The 15,717-nt window shown below is 36.7% G+C and carries 16 protein-coding genes; 14 read left to right on the forward strand and 2 right to left on the reverse strand.

Features of this window, described 5'->3' with window-relative positions; all coding sequences use genetic code 11:
- Positions 1 to 140 precede the first annotated feature (140 nt).
- From J2S19_RS14570 to cypC, 5 genes are all read left to right on the forward strand, one after another.
- Entirely contained in the window at positions 141 to 557 is a 417-nt protein-coding gene (locus J2S19_RS14570) for an ArsI/CadI family heavy metal resistance metalloenzyme (protein ID WP_307343537.1), read from the forward strand.
- 320 nt (positions 558 to 877) lie between these two features.
- Positions 878 to 1,225 carry an ArsR/SmtB family transcription factor gene (locus J2S19_RS14575; protein ID WP_307343434.1) on the forward strand — a complete coding sequence of 116 codons (348 nt, stop codon included), beginning with the start codon at positions 878 to 880 and terminating at the stop codon, positions 1,223 to 1,225.
- A gap of 15 nt (positions 1,226 to 1,240) precedes the next feature.
- Positions 1,241 to 2,539 (forward strand): arsenic transporter, encoded by a 1,299-nt coding sequence (locus tag J2S19_RS14580; protein ID WP_307343437.1) that lies wholly within the window; start codon positions 1,241 to 1,243, stop codon positions 2,537 to 2,539.
- 21 nt (positions 2,540 to 2,560) lie between these two features.
- Complete coding sequence (arsC, locus tag J2S19_RS14585; RefSeq protein ID WP_307343440.1) at positions 2,561 to 2,980, forward strand: arsenate reductase (thioredoxin); 420 nt, start codon at positions 2,561 to 2,563, stop codon at positions 2,978 to 2,980.
- 289 nt (positions 2,981 to 3,269) lie between these two features.
- Positions 3,270 to 4,523: a CYP152 family fatty-acid peroxygenase CypC gene (gene cypC / locus J2S19_RS14590; RefSeq protein ID WP_307343443.1), complete on the forward strand. Its 1,254-nt coding sequence runs from the start codon at positions 3,270 to 3,272 to the stop codon at positions 4,521 to 4,523.
- 365 nt (positions 4,524 to 4,888) lie between these two features.
- On the opposite strand, the gene J2S19_RS14595 is transcribed toward cypC, so the two are convergent.
- Positions 4,889 to 6,976, reverse strand: coding sequence for an EAL domain-containing protein (locus J2S19_RS14595; RefSeq protein ID WP_307343446.1), 2,088 nt, complete (start codon positions 6,974 to 6,976; stop codon positions 4,889 to 4,891).
- 225 nt (positions 6,977 to 7,201) lie between these two features.
- On the opposite strand from J2S19_RS14595, the gene J2S19_RS14600 reads away from it, so the two are divergent.
- From J2S19_RS14600 to J2S19_RS14640, 9 genes are all read left to right on the forward strand, one after another.
- Entirely contained in the window at positions 7,202 to 8,404 is a 1,203-nt protein-coding gene (locus J2S19_RS14600; protein WP_307343450.1) for an IS4 family transposase, read from the forward strand.
- A gap of 403 nt (positions 8,405 to 8,807) precedes the next feature.
- Positions 8,808 to 9,335 carry a YceI family protein gene (locus J2S19_RS14605; protein ID WP_307343453.1) on the forward strand — a complete coding sequence of 176 codons (528 nt, stop codon included), beginning with the start codon at positions 8,808 to 8,810 and terminating at the stop codon, positions 9,333 to 9,335.
- A gap of 67 nt (positions 9,336 to 9,402) precedes the next feature.
- Complete coding sequence (locus tag J2S19_RS14610; protein ID WP_307343455.1) at positions 9,403 to 9,837, forward strand: MarR family winged helix-turn-helix transcriptional regulator; 435 nt, start codon at positions 9,403 to 9,405, stop codon at positions 9,835 to 9,837.
- Positions 9,838 to 9,887: 50 nt separating this feature from the next.
- The gene (locus tag J2S19_RS14615; protein WP_307343458.1) at positions 9,888 to 10,871 is read left to right on the forward strand and encodes a ring-cleaving dioxygenase; all 984 of its coding nucleotides are present in this window, start codon (positions 9,888 to 9,890) and stop codon (positions 10,869 to 10,871) included.
- A 13-nt stretch (positions 10,872 to 10,884) separates the two neighbouring features.
- A complete protein-coding gene (locus J2S19_RS14620; protein WP_307343460.1) occupies positions 10,885 to 11,478 on the forward strand; it encodes an NADPH-dependent FMN reductase in 594 nt (197 codons plus the stop codon).
- Between the two features lie 273 nt (positions 11,479 to 11,751).
- Entirely contained in the window at positions 11,752 to 12,690 is a 939-nt protein-coding gene (locus tag J2S19_RS14625) for a ring-cleaving dioxygenase (RefSeq protein ID WP_307343463.1), read from the forward strand.
- Between the two features lie 18 nt (positions 12,691 to 12,708).
- Positions 12,709 to 13,317, forward strand: a complete 609-nt coding sequence (locus tag J2S19_RS14630; protein WP_307343466.1) for a flavin reductase family protein — start codon at positions 12,709 to 12,711, stop codon at positions 13,315 to 13,317.
- A 134-nt stretch (positions 13,318 to 13,451) separates the two neighbouring features.
- On the forward strand, positions 13,452 to 14,396 hold the full coding sequence (locus J2S19_RS14635) for a ring-cleaving dioxygenase (protein WP_307343468.1): 945 nt from the start codon (positions 13,452 to 13,454) through the stop codon (positions 14,394 to 14,396).
- Positions 14,393 to 14,995, forward strand: coding sequence for an alpha/beta hydrolase (locus J2S19_RS14640; protein ID WP_307343471.1), 603 nt, complete (start codon positions 14,393 to 14,395; stop codon positions 14,993 to 14,995). The genes J2S19_RS14635 and J2S19_RS14640 overlap by 4 nt, the downstream gene beginning before the upstream one ends.
- 28 nt (positions 14,996 to 15,023) lie before the next feature.
- Here the strand turns inward: J2S19_RS14640 and J2S19_RS14645 are convergent, their stop codons facing one another.
- Positions 15,024 to 15,644: a cupin domain-containing protein gene (locus J2S19_RS14645; protein WP_307343474.1), complete on the reverse strand. Its 621-nt coding sequence runs from the start codon at positions 15,642 to 15,644 to the stop codon at positions 15,024 to 15,026.
- Between the last annotated feature and the right edge of the window lie 73 nt (positions 15,645 to 15,717).

Below are 15,717 nucleotides of genomic sequence, written 5' to 3' on the forward strand. Positions count from 1 at the left end.
ACCCATTATAAATACTTGCAAAATGCAAATATTTAGATGTTTTTTTATTAAGGGAGGTGGTAACTTTGAAAGACTGTTTTTGAAACCAAGGAAGATTAATATGTAAAAACCCACCATTATTAGTAACGAAAAGAGGGATAATAATGAAAATGCATGTTGGAATTAATGTAACAGACTTACAGAAGTCGATACAATTTTATGAAAAAGTCTTTGGAATAGAACCTGTAACAGTTAGACCTGACTATGCAAAGTTTTTACTCGATTCACCCGAATTAAACTTTACGTTAAATCTAAAAGATAAAGTTTCGGGTAATCAAGTTGGGCACTTTGGTTTTCAAGTAGATGATGTAGATGAAGTGATTCATCATAAAAACCGTTTGGAGAAGCTTGGTTTTTTTGCACGGGAAGAGATGGATGTTACATGTTGCTACGCTACCCAAGATAAGTTTTGGGTTACCGATCCAGATGGAAACGAGTGGGAGTTTTTTTACACCAAGACAACTGAACATCTTCAAAATAGTGACCAAGAAGGATGTTGCCAGAACGACCATTCTTAAAACGTAACTTCATTAATTAAGAAGACCAGCTCCTATATCGATGGTCTTCTTTTTAATTTTTCATGAAATTATCCTTGTAAATAACATATAAGTTTTTTATTATATAAGTAAACGTTTATATAAGCGTTCGATAATATGTGATGTATGAATGGTGATGATATATAGAAGAATAAAGATGCTCTAATATATTTTGATTAGAAATAAATGAGAACTATTTGGTACTTTTTGTGGTTATCATCGTAAACTTTGGCAACGAATTAGTTATTATCAACACTTATTATGACAATATGAGCCTTACAAAAGAGGAGGTGTCTTGCTGCATGGAACAAGTATCTTCACTTGAAATTGAAAAATCTGCAACAATGATGAAGCTATTAGGAGATAAAACACGCTTAACAATGGTAAAAATGTTAGATTCCCATGATTATTGTGTTTGTGAATTTGTGGAGATATTCAAAATGAGTCAGCCTGCTATTAGCCAACATCTACGCAAACTGAAAGATGCAGGAATGGTGAAAGAGACACGAAGAGGTCAATGGATTATCTATTCGATTAATAAAGATAACGAGTACTATTCCATCGTCCGGAGCATTCTCGCTCATCTTCCAAGTCAAGATTATAGATTGCAGGAACTTGCGGACCAAGGATTACGCATTTCCTGTGAGTAGTAGGAGGTATTTGTATTGACATCGGTTATTTTAGCTTCAGCGATTTTTCTGTTAACCCTTATTTTTGTCATTTGGCAGCCTAAAGGACTCTCGATTGGATGGTCTGCCTGTGGTGGAGCGGTTCTTGCATTAATCGTTGGAGTCGTTGATTTCAATGATGTAATAGATGTTACATCGATTGTGTGGAATGCTACACTTGCTTTTATTGCAATCATTATTATTTCTCTCATTTTAGATGAAATTGGATTTTTTGAATGGGCAGCACTCCACATGGCAAGAGCTGCTAAGGGAAATGGCGTAAGAATGTTTGTTTATGTGTCTATATTGGGCGCATTAGTTGCGGCTTTATTTGCAAACGATGGAGCTGCATTGATTTTGACACCAATCGTATTAGCGATGGTTCGTAATTTGAATTTTAGTGAAAAAATGGTCTTTCCATTCATTATGGCAAGTGGCTTTATTGCAGATACGACGTCTTTACCTTTAGTAGTCAGTAATCTCGTCAACATCGTATCAGCAGACTTTTTCGGGATTGGATTTTTAGAATTCGCTTCAAGAATGGTGATTCCTAACTTCTTTTCATTAGCAGCAAGTATTCTCGTTTTATATTTATTTTTCCGTAAAAGTATCCCGAAAAATTATGAAATGTCCCAATTGAAAAAACCAGTTGAGGCAATTCGTGATCAGAAAATGTTTCGACTATCATGGGTAGTACTTGGCATACTACTTATTGGCTACTTTGCCAGTGAATTTGCGGGGGTGCCAGTGTCAATCATTGCAGGTATCGTTGCAATCTTCTTTCTCCTTATGGCAAAAAACAGTTCTGCTGTTAATACACGAACAGTTTTAAAAGGAGCACCGTGGGCAATTGTGTTTTTCTCCATCGGGATGTATGTCGTTGTATACAGCTTACGAAATGTTGGGTTAACAGATTTACTTGCTGACTTGATTCAAGTGACAGCTGACCAAGGCTTATTTGCGGCAACAGTAGGTATGGGCTTTATTGCAGCCATCTTATCATCTGTTATGAATAACATGCCAACTGTCATGATTGACGCGTTGGCCATTGCAGATACAAACACTACTGGAGTTATAAGAGAAGCGTTAATTTATGCAAATGTAATAGGTTCTGATTTAGGCCCGAAAATCACACCGATTGGTTCCTTAGCGACATTGTTATGGCTTCATGTCCTTTCACAAAAAGGTGTCAAAATCTCATGGGGAACTTATTTTAAAACAGGTATTATCTTAACCATTCCAACACTGTTCATTACATTAGTTGGTTTATATATTTGGTTGCTTATTATCCATTAAACAATAAAGGAGAAAGATTCAATGGCGAAGAAAACACTCTATTTTTTATGTACTGGAAACTCATGCCGAAGCCAAATGGCCGAAGCTTGGGGAAAGAAATATTTAAGCGAAGAATGGGACGTAAAAAGTGCGGGTATTGAAGCACATGGTCTAAATCCAAATGCTGTAAAAGCAATGAAAGAAGTAGGTATTGACATCACTGACCAGACATCAGATATAATCGACCCGGACATTTTAAACAACGCTGAATTTGTTGTCACATTATGTGGGGATGCTGCTGATAAATGTCCGACGACACCGCCACAAGTTAAACGTGCCCATTGGGGATTTGATGACCCTGCAAAAGCAGAAGGAACTGATGAGGAAAAGTGGGCAGTCTTTCAAAGAGTGCGTGACGAAATTGGTGAAAGAATCAAGCAGTTTTCAGAAACTGGGGAATAATCTTCAATAAATGAGTGAGATTCTTATGGATCTTACTCTTTTTTTGTGTACAAACAACATAGAGGGTATGTCGAATTTTATCGAATGACAGATTTTTTAGTGAAGTTGACAGATTTTCTTCAAAAGTTGAGAGATTTTTCCTAAATCTTGAGAGAAAAACTTGAAAAGTTGGGAGATTTTCACTAACACGGGCTTATAATAAGTTGCTAGAATTCTAATTGTGTTGCGAATAGCTAGGTAGTATTTAACAAATGATAAAATGAGCACATTTTAAGCAGGAGCTGATTCGATGTCTAACACGATTCCTCATGAAGAGGGTATGGATAATACTCTTAACCTATTAAAGGAAGGTTATAGGTATATATTAAATAGACGCCGTAACTATAACTCGAATGTCTTTGAGACCCGAATATTAGGTAAAAAAGCAATATGTATGGGAGGAAAGGAAGCAGTTGAACTTTTTTATCACCTAGAAAAGTTCAAAAGGGAAGGTGCAGCACCTAACCGCGTGAAACAAACGTTATTTGGTAAAAAAGCGATACAAACAGTAGATGGGGCAAACCATCAACATCGTAAAGAAAAGTTCATGTCACTTATGTCGCCGGACAATCTAAATAGATTAAAGCGGATTTTGAAACAAGAGTGGAGAACTGCGGCTAAGCATTGGGAACAGCTGGAACAAATTATTTTTTACGAAGAAGTTCAGAAACTGTTATGCAAGACCGCCTGTGAGTGGGCTGGTGTTCCTGTAGCGGAAGATGAATTGGAGCGCTTAACAAACGATTTAGTGGCAATGTATGAGTCTCCCGCTGCAATCGGTCCAAATCACTGGAAAGGAAGACATGCGAGAAATCGTGTGGAAAAGTGGGTGGCAGAACTTGTTGAAAAGGTGCGTAACGAGCAAATTCAACCTTCTGAAAATACTGCTTTATATACGTTCACATCGATGCGTAATTTAGATGGTGTGCTTCTTGACAAAGAGACTGTAGCAGTGGAAGTCATCAATATATTGAGACCAATTGTTGCAATTTCGATATTTATTAATTTTACACTGCTTGCTTTGCACAATCATCCGGAAGAAAGAGAAAAACTTGTCAGTGATGATGGGAAATATGCACATATGTTCATTCAAGAAGTCCGTCGTTATTATCCGTTTTTTCCCTTTGTAGTAGCGCGGGTGAAACAAGATTTTATCTGGAATAACTATAAGTTTGAAGAAAATACATTAACGTTTTTAGATTTGTATGGAACAAACCATGACCCCGAAATTTGGGATAAACCTGACTTGTTCCATCCACAGCGCTTCAGTGAATGGAAAGGAAGCCCTTTTGAATTTATTCCACAAGGTGGTGGGGATTATGTAATGGGACATCGATGTGCAGGTGAATGGGTGACGATTGAAATAATGAAAGAGAGTTTGGATTTTTTATTGAATAGCCTTGAGTATGAAATTCCCGAACAAGACTTAAGCTATAGCATGACTAGTATACCGAGCATACCTCACAGTAAGATTGTCCTTAAAATGATAAAGATTAGAGAATGAGTGTGAATGCTGAAGATAAAGTAACAAGTATAACGAGTAGTCGGTTTCATTGATGCTAGAATTACGAGTAGTAAAACATTGGAACCCCGATGACAAAGTGAGATTCTAAAAAATCTTACTTTTTTTATACAATTTTTCGATAATGTGTGTGTGTCGAAATTCATCGAATGACAGATTTTTTAGTGAAGTTGACAGATTTCATTCAAAAGTTGAGAGATTTTCCCCCAATCTTGAGAGATAAACGTGAAAAGTTGAGAGATTTTCACTACTAAGTACTATGACAATTACAAAATCGAATTAAAAGTAAGGAGAATTCACTCTGTTCATGAAAAAAGTGACTAATAGCAGTCACCTTTGATTAGAATTTATTTAATAAATTTCATTAACTCATCATTTTCTAGAAACGATTTCACTAATTGATTACTTATAAGTGGTTTGCTGTAGAAATAGCCTTGACCGAAATCACAACCGTATTGGTTTAGAATTTGATGTTGTTGTTCCGTTTCGATTCCTTCGGCAACGACTGATAAATCTAAATTGTGGGCTAACTTTACGATAGCATCGACGAATGACATATTTTTTCGGTCTGATAGTTCCCCGATGAACGATTTATCAAGCTTTAGAATATCTACTGGTAGCTTCAATAAGTATGATAAGGATGAAAAGCCTGTACCGAAGTCATCAATTGCTATTTTCATTCCTAATTCCTTCAGTTCATGGATTGTTTCAATTGCTAAACTAGGATTAGAGATCATAACACTTTCAGTTATTTCCAACATTAAACATTCGGGGTTAGTATTTGTACTATTAATGATTTTCTTAACATCTTCTACTAGCGTCCCTTTCTCGAGATGTTTTGCTGAAATATTCACTGAAATGGGAACCTTTTTGTATCCTTTTACACACCAGTCCTTTAACTGTATACAAACTTTTTCAAGTACCCACATTGTTATCGGAATGATAAGGTTATTATCTTCAGCCAAGTGAATGAATTCGAGAGGAGAAATTAACCCTCTAGTTGGGTGTTGCCATCGGATTAGCGCTTCTACCGAGTTTAATTCTTTAGTAGCTAAATTATATTTTGGTTGATACACAAGAAACAGCTCATTGTTGATAATCGCTTTTTCTAAATCTTGTACCATAACCTTGTCTGTTAAATCACTTGAAGGATCCTGGTAAAATTGAAAGTTGTTTCTACCTGTTTGTTTTGCTTTATACAAAGTCATGTCTGCGCACTTCATTAGAGCAGAAGCATCTCTGCTCGTATCGGGGAAAATCGAAATACCGATTGAAGACGTTGTCACAAATTCATGTTCGTTTATTTCCCATTTATTTTGCAGTGAATCTAAAATTCTGGTGGCGATAAGTTCTGCTTCATTTTCATGGGAGATATGTGGTAATAATACGACGAATTCATCTCCACCAAGTCGGGCGATGACATCATTTTTTCTAAGACACTTCGTTATTCTTCTGACGAATTGGATTAATAAGTTATCTCCAACACCATGACCGAACGTGTCGTTGACCCATTTAAACCTATCGACATCAAGAAGTAACAGTGCAAATTTATCGTTTTTAGTGGATGTGATTGCTTCCTGAAGTTTATCTAAAAAAGCTCGACGATTAGGAACTCCTGTTAAAATATCATGAAATGCCATATGTTTAAGTTCATCTTCAAGTCGTTTTTTCTCCGTTACATCACGCGAAACTGCAACGACAGACGTGACTTCGCCTTCGATAAAAACAGGTTCAAGATTTGTTTCGACCCATATTGTTTCTTTTTTTGCTGAGATAAATCGAAATAATGTTGATTTTCCTTTCCCTTCTTGAAATACTTCTTGTAAAACTTTACGTCCTTCATCTATATCATCAGGGTGCATTCCTTCGTATCTGGTGTTTCCTAAAAGTCTATTTTTATCGATTCCGATTACTTTTTCAACGGATGGAGAGGCAAAAGTAATTCGTCCGTTTTTGTCAAAAACAAAGATTAAATCTGTTGTATTTTCTAAGATGAGGCGATATCTTTCTTCACTTTCAGCTAAGTCTCTCTTCGATTGTACTCTCTCGGTTACATCTCTACTCATGACGATAAGTGCTTTCCTACTGCCGTCGTCATAGAAAAGTGGGATTTTTACGACCTCATATATATGACCTTGTTCATTAACGACTTCATCCGTTTTAATTGATTGGCCATATGCACTTGCTTGTCTGTCTGATTCCATATAAGCTTTATATACTTGTTTAAATATTGGAGATACAAGACTTAATTCTTCGTCTGTTTTTCCGATATATGAATCTTTATTAAGTTTGTATAACTTTAGTGCATGGTTATTTGCGAATATATACTTTCCTTCACCATCCTTCATCACGATAATATCAGGTGATTCGTTAATAATTGTCTCTAAGTTGTCAATTTTCTCTTTGAGTTGGTTGATGTCATTTCTATCATTCATCACTGAATTCTCCTAACATACATCCACTTTTTTATAGCTTACCCTCCCCATAAAATAATTACAATTACTTTTATGGGGACAGTCCCACTAGCGTTGCACGTGTTGAAAAATAACCCAAAAATGTTATAAAAAGTATTTACTAAACATAAAAAAACTCCTATTGTAGAAGTTGTGACCTTGTTTTGTTCCCTAAACAAACAAGTCTTCCACAAAGGAGTACAAAAAATGAATAGTAAAATTATAGGCCGAGAAATGCTTATTTGTCAATGCTTATCTCTTCTACCTACAGAAGATTTTGACTGCCCATTACTTGACTATGGGAATTATAAGCTTACCACGAAATCTTTATTAAAAATTTTTGTATCCGCACAGTTAGACCAATGGAGTTCCTATGCACACATGGAGGAGAAGCTAAGGGCTTATCCAGAACTATGTAAAGAACTTGATATTAAAGGAATAAGTGGCTCACAATTGAGCCGTCGTATCAACGATCTTCCAACCGAATGGGTACAAAAACTTTTTATTAAAGTGGTAAAGAAAATTAAACAACTTACGCATTCAAATAAAGGATTACCAAATGGTATTGGTCGCCTACATATTGTTGATTCTACTGAAATAAGATTACCAGAAAACTTGTGTGATTGGGCATTTATTTCAAAGGGACATAATGCAGTGAAAATGCATACTAGATTAACTGTTGTCTCAAAAGATATTGTATTTCCAGACAAAATTGTACCTTCAACAGGTACTGTGAGTGATTACGAAAGTTCGGATTCCTTAGTTGAAGAAGCAGATGCCATCTATGTGATGGACCGTGGTTATCCTTCGAGAAAAAACTTAATGGATTGGCAAAAGAAAGAGATCTCGTTTGTCGTTCGAATAACGAAGAATCTTCGATTATATACATTGGAAAAATATGAACCAAGTCACCCATCTGTCATTAAAGATGAAAAAGTCTTATATGGGATTTCTGATATACCAATTAGATACATTGAGTTTGTAGATGAAAAAGAAAGAACATATAGAATTTTAACGACAAGGTTTGATTTCACAGCTCAACAAGTGATGGAAATCTATCGTAATCGTTGGATAATTGAGTTATTTTTCAAATGGATTAAGCAGCATCTTAAATTAACAAAGCTCTGGAGTACGAAGCCACAGGGGATTTGGAACCAAATGTTCCTAGCACTTATTGCCTTCGGACTTTCATTGATTGTAAAACTGCAAACCGAGTCAACGAAGACCCCATGGCAATTCTTTCGGCTTGTCCAAACGTATCTCTATCAACCAGTAGAATCCTTTATGAAAGAATTACAATTAAAAAAGAAGAAAAAATCTAAAGGAAGGCAAAAGATACCTGACCAAAAACCGAAAGTAGTGCCGTTGTATGGTAATGTAGCCCTGGTGAAGAAGGAAAAAGGAAAGTAGTCATTGAAGTAAATAATATGTAAAAAAAAGGGAACAAGGTCACTTAGGAACCAGTTTCCCTTTTTTTACTTCCCACGGAAAGAGCAGAAGTAAATATTATCCATAATTTAAAGTTTATTACAATCATGCAATGCCAGTGGGACAGTCCCTCATTTCAATAAAGCATTAAAGAAGTGAGGGACAGTCCCCCAGTTCAATAAAGCGTTAAAGTAGTGAGGGACAGTCCCCAAAATAAGTCCCCAAAATAAATTATTAAAACATAACTGTTGACAGTTCAAATCAAATTGTGATAAATTTATCTCAGGTTAAAGATATTTGATTTGAAGATAAGTGAATCCGAAATAAAATTTTTTTACACAATATCTCGAATTCGAGATGAAAAACCAATTAGGAGGAAACAAAAATGACAAAATGGGTAGTTGACCAATCACATTCATCAGTAGGTTTTGAAGTAAAACATATGATGGTATCAAAAGTAAAAGGACAATTTGATGCATATACTGCAGAAGTCGAAGCAGATGATTTAACAGATTTAACTGGAGCTTCAATTTCTTTCACATTTGATGTAGCGAGTATAAACACACATAGTGAGGACCGTGACAATCATTTGAAATCAGCTGATTTCTTTGATGTAGAAAACAATCAAACAATTAACTTCACATCGACAAACATTACAAAAGATGGTGAAGATTACAAAGTAACTGGTGACTTAACAATCAAAGGTGTTACAAAGCCTGTAACATTTGATGTAGAATTCGGTGGAAAAGGTACTAATCCATGGGGCGTAGAAGTTTACGGTTTTGAAGCAGAAGCGAAAATTAATCGTGAAGAATTTGGCCTAACTTGGAATGCAGCGCTTGAAACAGGTGGCGTACTAGTTGGAAAAGATATTAAAATCAAAGTAGAACTAGAAGTAAATCCTGCCGCTTAAACAGCATTTCACAGCTCAGGTGATGATGCGTACTTGCGTCATCCCTTAGCAGTGAGGAGTGATACGAATGAAACTAGCTAGTGAAGAGTTAAAAGCAGTAACTGTACTCCTTCGCACTTCTCAAGCTATACAAGAAGTGATACGGAAAGATGTTGCTTCATATGGCTTAAATCCTACTGAATTCTCGGTTTTAGAGCTGCTGTACCATAAAGGTGACCAGCCTACCCAGTTAATCGGGAAAAAAGTACTTATATCAAGCAGCAGTATCACGTATGTCGTTGATAAACTTGAGCAAAAAAACTATGTAAAACGCAAAGGCTGTCCAAAAGATCGCCGCGTTATCTATGCCGTATTAACGTCAAAAGGGAAGGCATTAATGGATGAAATTTTCCCAAAACATGAGAATAAATTAAAAGAAGTGTTTGAAACTATCAATGTAGATGACCTCAAACAAATGTCCACATTTTTAAAACAAGTTGGTTACAAGGCTACTAGCATTTAATTTTGCAATAAAATCTCGATTTCGAGATACTAAAATTGGAGGGATATTGGATGAACGAATTAAAAGGTATTCATCATGTAACCGCAATTACAAGCAGTGCCGAAAAGATATATGATTTTTTCACGTATGTATTGGGATTACGCCTCGTAAAGAAAACTGTCAACCAGGACGATATCCGCACATACCATCTATTTTTCGCTGATGATGCAGGTAATCCTGGAACAGATATGACATTTTTTGATTTTCCAGGCATACCAAAAGGGGTACATGGAACTAATGAAATATCAAAAACATCTTTTCGGGTTCCAACTGATGCAGCGTTAGAATATTGGGTGAAACGATTTAATAAATATAAGGTAGCACATACGGGCATTAAAGAACAATTTGGTAAAAAGACATTATCATTTGTTGATTTTGATGACCAGCAATATCAACTCATTTCAGATGAAAAGAATAAGGGTGTTGTATCAGGTACACCGTGGCAAAATGGACCGGTACCTTTAGAATATGCAATTACAGGTTTAGGTCCAATCTTTGTTAGAACATCTTATTTCGATTATGTAAAGGAATTACTTGAAAGAGTTTTCTTCATGAAAGAAATTGCACAGGAAGAGTCATATCACTTATTTGAAATGGGTGAAGGCGGTAACGGTGCACAAGTAGTCGTGGAATACAACACAGTGCTTCCGCAAGCAAGACAAGGATTTGGTACAGTCCATCATACAGCATTCCGTGTAAATGACCGTGCAGACTTAGAGGCTTGGCAAAACCACTTACAAAGCTTTCAGTTACCAAACTCTGGTTATGTAGAGCGTTACTATTTTGGTTCACTTTACACAAATGCCGCACCATCCATTCTTTTTGAACTAGCAACAGATGGCCCTGGCTTTATGGGGGATGAGCCTTATGAAACGCTCGGTGAAAAATTATCATTACCACCATTCTTTGAAGAGAAACGTGAGCAAATTGAAAAACAAGTACGACCAATTGATACGGTGAGAAGCACATTAAAAATTGAAAAAGACTATTTATAAGGAGGTGACACAGATGGGATTTTTATCAAAATTATTTGGAACGAAACAAGAGGAGGAAGAAACAATGACAAAATTAAACATCGGTATTATTTTAGGTTCAACACGTGAAGGTCGAGTTAGTCCACAAGTTGGCGCATGGGTAAAAGAAGTAGCAGATAAACGTGGAGATGCGAACTATACAGTGATTGATATAGCGGATTACAAATTACCATTACTAGGTGAAGCAGGAGCAGACGCATCAGGTGCAGCAGCATGGTCAGAAATTATTGCAGCACAAGACGGCTTCATCTTTATCGTTCAAGAATATAACCATTCAATTACAGGTTCATTAAAAAATGCGTTAGATTATCTACGTGATGAATGGAACAATAAAGCAGCAGGAATCGTATCGTACGGTTCAGTCGGCGGTGCTCGTGCTGCAGAACATTTACGCGGTATTTTAGGCGAATTATTAGTAGCTGATGTCCGTGTTCATCCAGCATTATCTTTATTTAATGATTTTGAAAACGGCTCAGACTTTAAACCACAAGCAGTCCAAGAAGATTCAGTTAACCAAATGTTAGACCAATTAATACCTTGGTCAAAAGCGTTATTTACAATTCGATAATCATCATTATGTACATGTGCTTCATCATGCACATGTACATAATTTTTAAGTAGGTATAAGGGTTGAGCAAATTGTTATCAATGTGTTGAAGAATGTGCTCAGAATTTATGCTTGTGTTAGTAAATGGAAAGTTAAGTGATTATGTCTTTGTTTATTTAAGTTACTGATTTAAGAGGTAAGGACATTGCTAATGGGCATTATAAAAACAACGTGCCTCTCTTTAAATAGGATGTTATCACAAGATTAAATTGCACAACCAAAGGAGAATAGCTGATGACAAAAGAAACAATGGGGATTCACCATATTACAGCAATTGTTGGACACCCTCAAGAAAATGTTGATTTTTATGCAGGTGTACTCGGCTTGCGTTTAGTTAAACAAACAGTGAATTTTGATGACCCTGGTACGTATCATCTTTATTTTGGTGACAAAAGTGGCAAACCGGGAACCATTATTACCTTTTTTCCGTGGGCAGGTGCTCGTCAAGGAGTAATTGGTGATGGACAAGTAGGTGTCACGTCTTACGTAGTTCCAAAAGGGGCAATGTCTTTTTGGGAAGAGCGACTACAAAGCTTTCAGATTCCATATACGAAAATGGAGCGGTTTGGTGAGAAATACTTACAATTTGATGATCCTCACAGGCTCCATCTTGAAATTGTCGAACGAGATGAAGGTGAACTGAACACGTGGAGTATTGGAAAAATCACAGCCGAAGTAGCGATTAAAGGCTTTGGAGGTGCAACATTATTATCGACTGCGCCAACGCAAACGGCTGATACACTAGAAAATGTGATGGGACTTAAGCAAGTGGGGATTGAAAAAGATATGATGCGTTTCCGTTCTTCCGCTGACATTGGGAATATCATTGATTTGAAATTATCACCGATTGGTCGTGGTCAAATGGGTGTTGGAACCGTACACCATATCGCGTGGCGAGCAATTGATGACGAAGACCAATTAAGTTGGCAATCTTATATTTCTGAAAAAGGCTATAGTGTAACCCCTGTACAGGATCGAAATTATTTTAACGCGATTTATTTTCGGGAACATGGCGAAATATTATTTGAAATTGCGACAGATCCACCAGGCTTTGCTCATGATGAATCAGAGGAAACAATGGGTGAAAACTTAATGCTTCCCGAGCAATATGAGAAATATAGAGAGCAGTTAGAACGACGTTTAATTCCGATTACTGTGAGAAGCTTAGATTAATATAAAGGAATGATTTGTTTGCTATCCATCGACCCGAATATGAACTCTGAACGAGATAATTATAAATTTCTAATCGGCAGTATCATTCCTAGACCGATTGCTTTTGTAACGACATTATCTAATGATGGGGTATTAAATGGTGCACCGTTTAGTTACTTTAACATTGTTTCCTCAAATCCACCTATGATTTCAATATCGATTCAACGGTCTGAGGGGAATCAAAAGGATACAGCACGGAATATTTTTGCAACTAAGGAATTTGTGATCCATACCGTCGATGAGGATAATGTGAACTTAGTTAATAAAACAGCAGCGACGCTACCACCTAATCAAAGTGAAATCGAAATCGCAAATCTTACAACAGTAAACAGTGAAAAAATTTCAGTACCTGGTGTAAAGGAAGCCAAAATACGCTTTGAATGTGTATTAGAACATTTTCTGGAATTAGGAGACAACGGTCAGACTAGTTGTGACTTCATAATTGGAAAAATCGTTCGCTACCATATTGAAGAATATTTATATAACAATGGCAGAATCAATCAACAACGCCTAGCTGCTGTAAGCCGTTTAGCTGGTACAAATTACGCGCAGATAGGTGAAGTATTTTCAATTGAACGACCTAACTAACGATAATCGCGGTGCAACCGTCCCTAAGATTCCCACCTCAAAACAAATAGGAAAAGCAGAGATGTTGAGGTGACGGACATGTTCACCCTGATTGGTTCAACTAACAATCATTGGGGAAAATAGGTGGTGATTACATGCTGAAAACATTAGGGATTCATCATATAACGGCAATGGTAAATGATGCGCAAAGAAATATTGATTTTTATGCTGGTGTATTAGGGCTTCGTCTCATCAAAAAGACGATCAATTTTGACAGACCAGAAGTGTACCATCTTTACTTTGGTAATAAAACGGGTCAGCCTGGGACGGTGATCACATTTTTCCCGTGGCCTAAACAATTAAAAGGTCGGATTGGAATCGGACAAGTAGGGTTGATTAGCTTTGCTATTCCATTAGGTTCCAGTTCTTTTTGGAAGCAACGTTTAGCTAAATTCAAGATTCAATATGAGATAACCAATCGTTTTTGTGAAGAAAGCATCACATTTACAGACCCGGATGGAATTCCGTTAGAGCTTGTTGAACGAAATATTGTGTCAAAGAATGGTTGGGATTCTGTCATAAAGAAGGAATATGCGATTAGTGGTTTCAGTGGAGCTACATTAATTTCTGCAAAACCACATAAAACAGCTGATGTTTTAGAAAAATTACTTGGTTTAAAAATCAGTAGTGATGAAGCTGGTTTTCTCAGACTTAACTCTGAAGGGGAGCTCGGAAATTTCATCGATATAAAGTTAACTCCATCTGTTCGCGGTCTAATGGGGGCTGGAACTGTTCATCATCTTGCCTGGCGTGCAAAGGATGAAGCTGAGGTTTTAAAATGGCGGGAGCTTCTTATCGAGAAGGGATATCATCCAACAGAAATAAGAGACAGGAACTATTTTACCGCTGTGTATTTTCAAGAAGAGGGTGGTATTCTGTTTGAAGTCGCATCTGATTCACCAGGGTTTACGATTGATGAACCACTTGATACACTTGGAGAAAATCTAATGTTACCAAGTTGGTTAGAAGATAAAAGAAATGAACTGGAACAATTGTTACCAAAAGTAGAAGCTCGTATTTTAAAGGAGGATATACAATGATTCATATATTTCATAAAGGAAGTAATCCGACAAAACCTACATTATTATTGCTACACGGTACAGGGGGAAATGAGCATGACTTGTTGCCACTTGCAGAAAGAATTGATAACGAGGCCTCTGTGTTAAGCGTTCGTGGCAATGTTTTAGAAAATGGAATGCCGCGTTTCTTTCGCAGATTAGCTGAAGGTGTATTTGACGAAGAGGACCTAATCTTCCGCACTAAGGAATTGCATGAATTTCTTGATGAGGCAGCTGAAAAGTATGAATTTGACCGTGATAATATTATCGCGATCGGGTATTCAAACGGAGCGAATATAGCAGCAAGTCTCTTATTTCACCGCGAGGATGCGTTAAAAGCAGCCATCCTTCATCACCCAATGGTTCCGAGACGAGGAATTGAGCTACCAAACTTAACAGGTAAGTCTATCTTTATTGCAGCAGGAACGAATGATCCAATCTGTTCGCCTCAGGAATCGACTGACCTGCAATCATTGTTTGAAAATGCACATGCCAATGTCAAGATTCATTGGGAAAATAGAGGGCACCAACTAACAATGGGCGAAGTGGATGCCGCTGCTGAATGGTATCGCGGTTTATAGGAAATTGGGTTAGGAAGACTTATCCAACCTAATATTGCCGATATGGCTGCTGCATGTATGAAGCTGGTTGGTAATGCTGGGTATTAGGTTTGTGTTGTTTATTACTTTTTTTATTATGATAACAGTCCTTATACGGGCCTATATACGTGGACGGTTTAACAGCTGAAATTGTTTGTTTCCATTGATTCTCATCCAGACAATAAGTATGTGCCATGATATTTGCAGGAGTAAATTTTAAAATATCAGAACCTAAAATCACTTGTGGAGTTGGAGCATCAAAGATAGCTAATAGATGTGTGTTATCAACTAAAGCTAGCTCATAATGCCACCATCCTTGTGGAACATTTGCAACTTGCCCTGGAGTAATTGTGTAATTAAGGATTTGTTTCGTAAAGGGATTTAATATCGATACAGTAGCTTTACCAGAAATGCAATAGACAAGCTCTGCGGCATTTTGATGATAATGCGGTTCAACAACATTATTCTTGCTTAAAAATATATCTAGAAGAGACACGTTTTCAAGTGTATTCAGCTGGTTTATCCCTAATACGTTAATGAGATTACGACTATCTTTTTTAAACAATGGACTATTGTTCACGTCAAATGTAAATTGAGTTGTTGGAGACGTATAGTCGATAGATGAAGCCATTTTTTGTTTCACCTCATTTACATAGGCTAGTTTTGTAGAGCCTTTATTTTATAAACATTATAGGCATATATTA

Origin of the sequence: Metabacillus malikii, from assembly GCF_030813355.1 — a bacterium.
GTDB classification, from domain to species: Bacteria; Bacillota; Bacilli; order Bacillales; family Bacillaceae; genus Metabacillus; species Metabacillus malikii.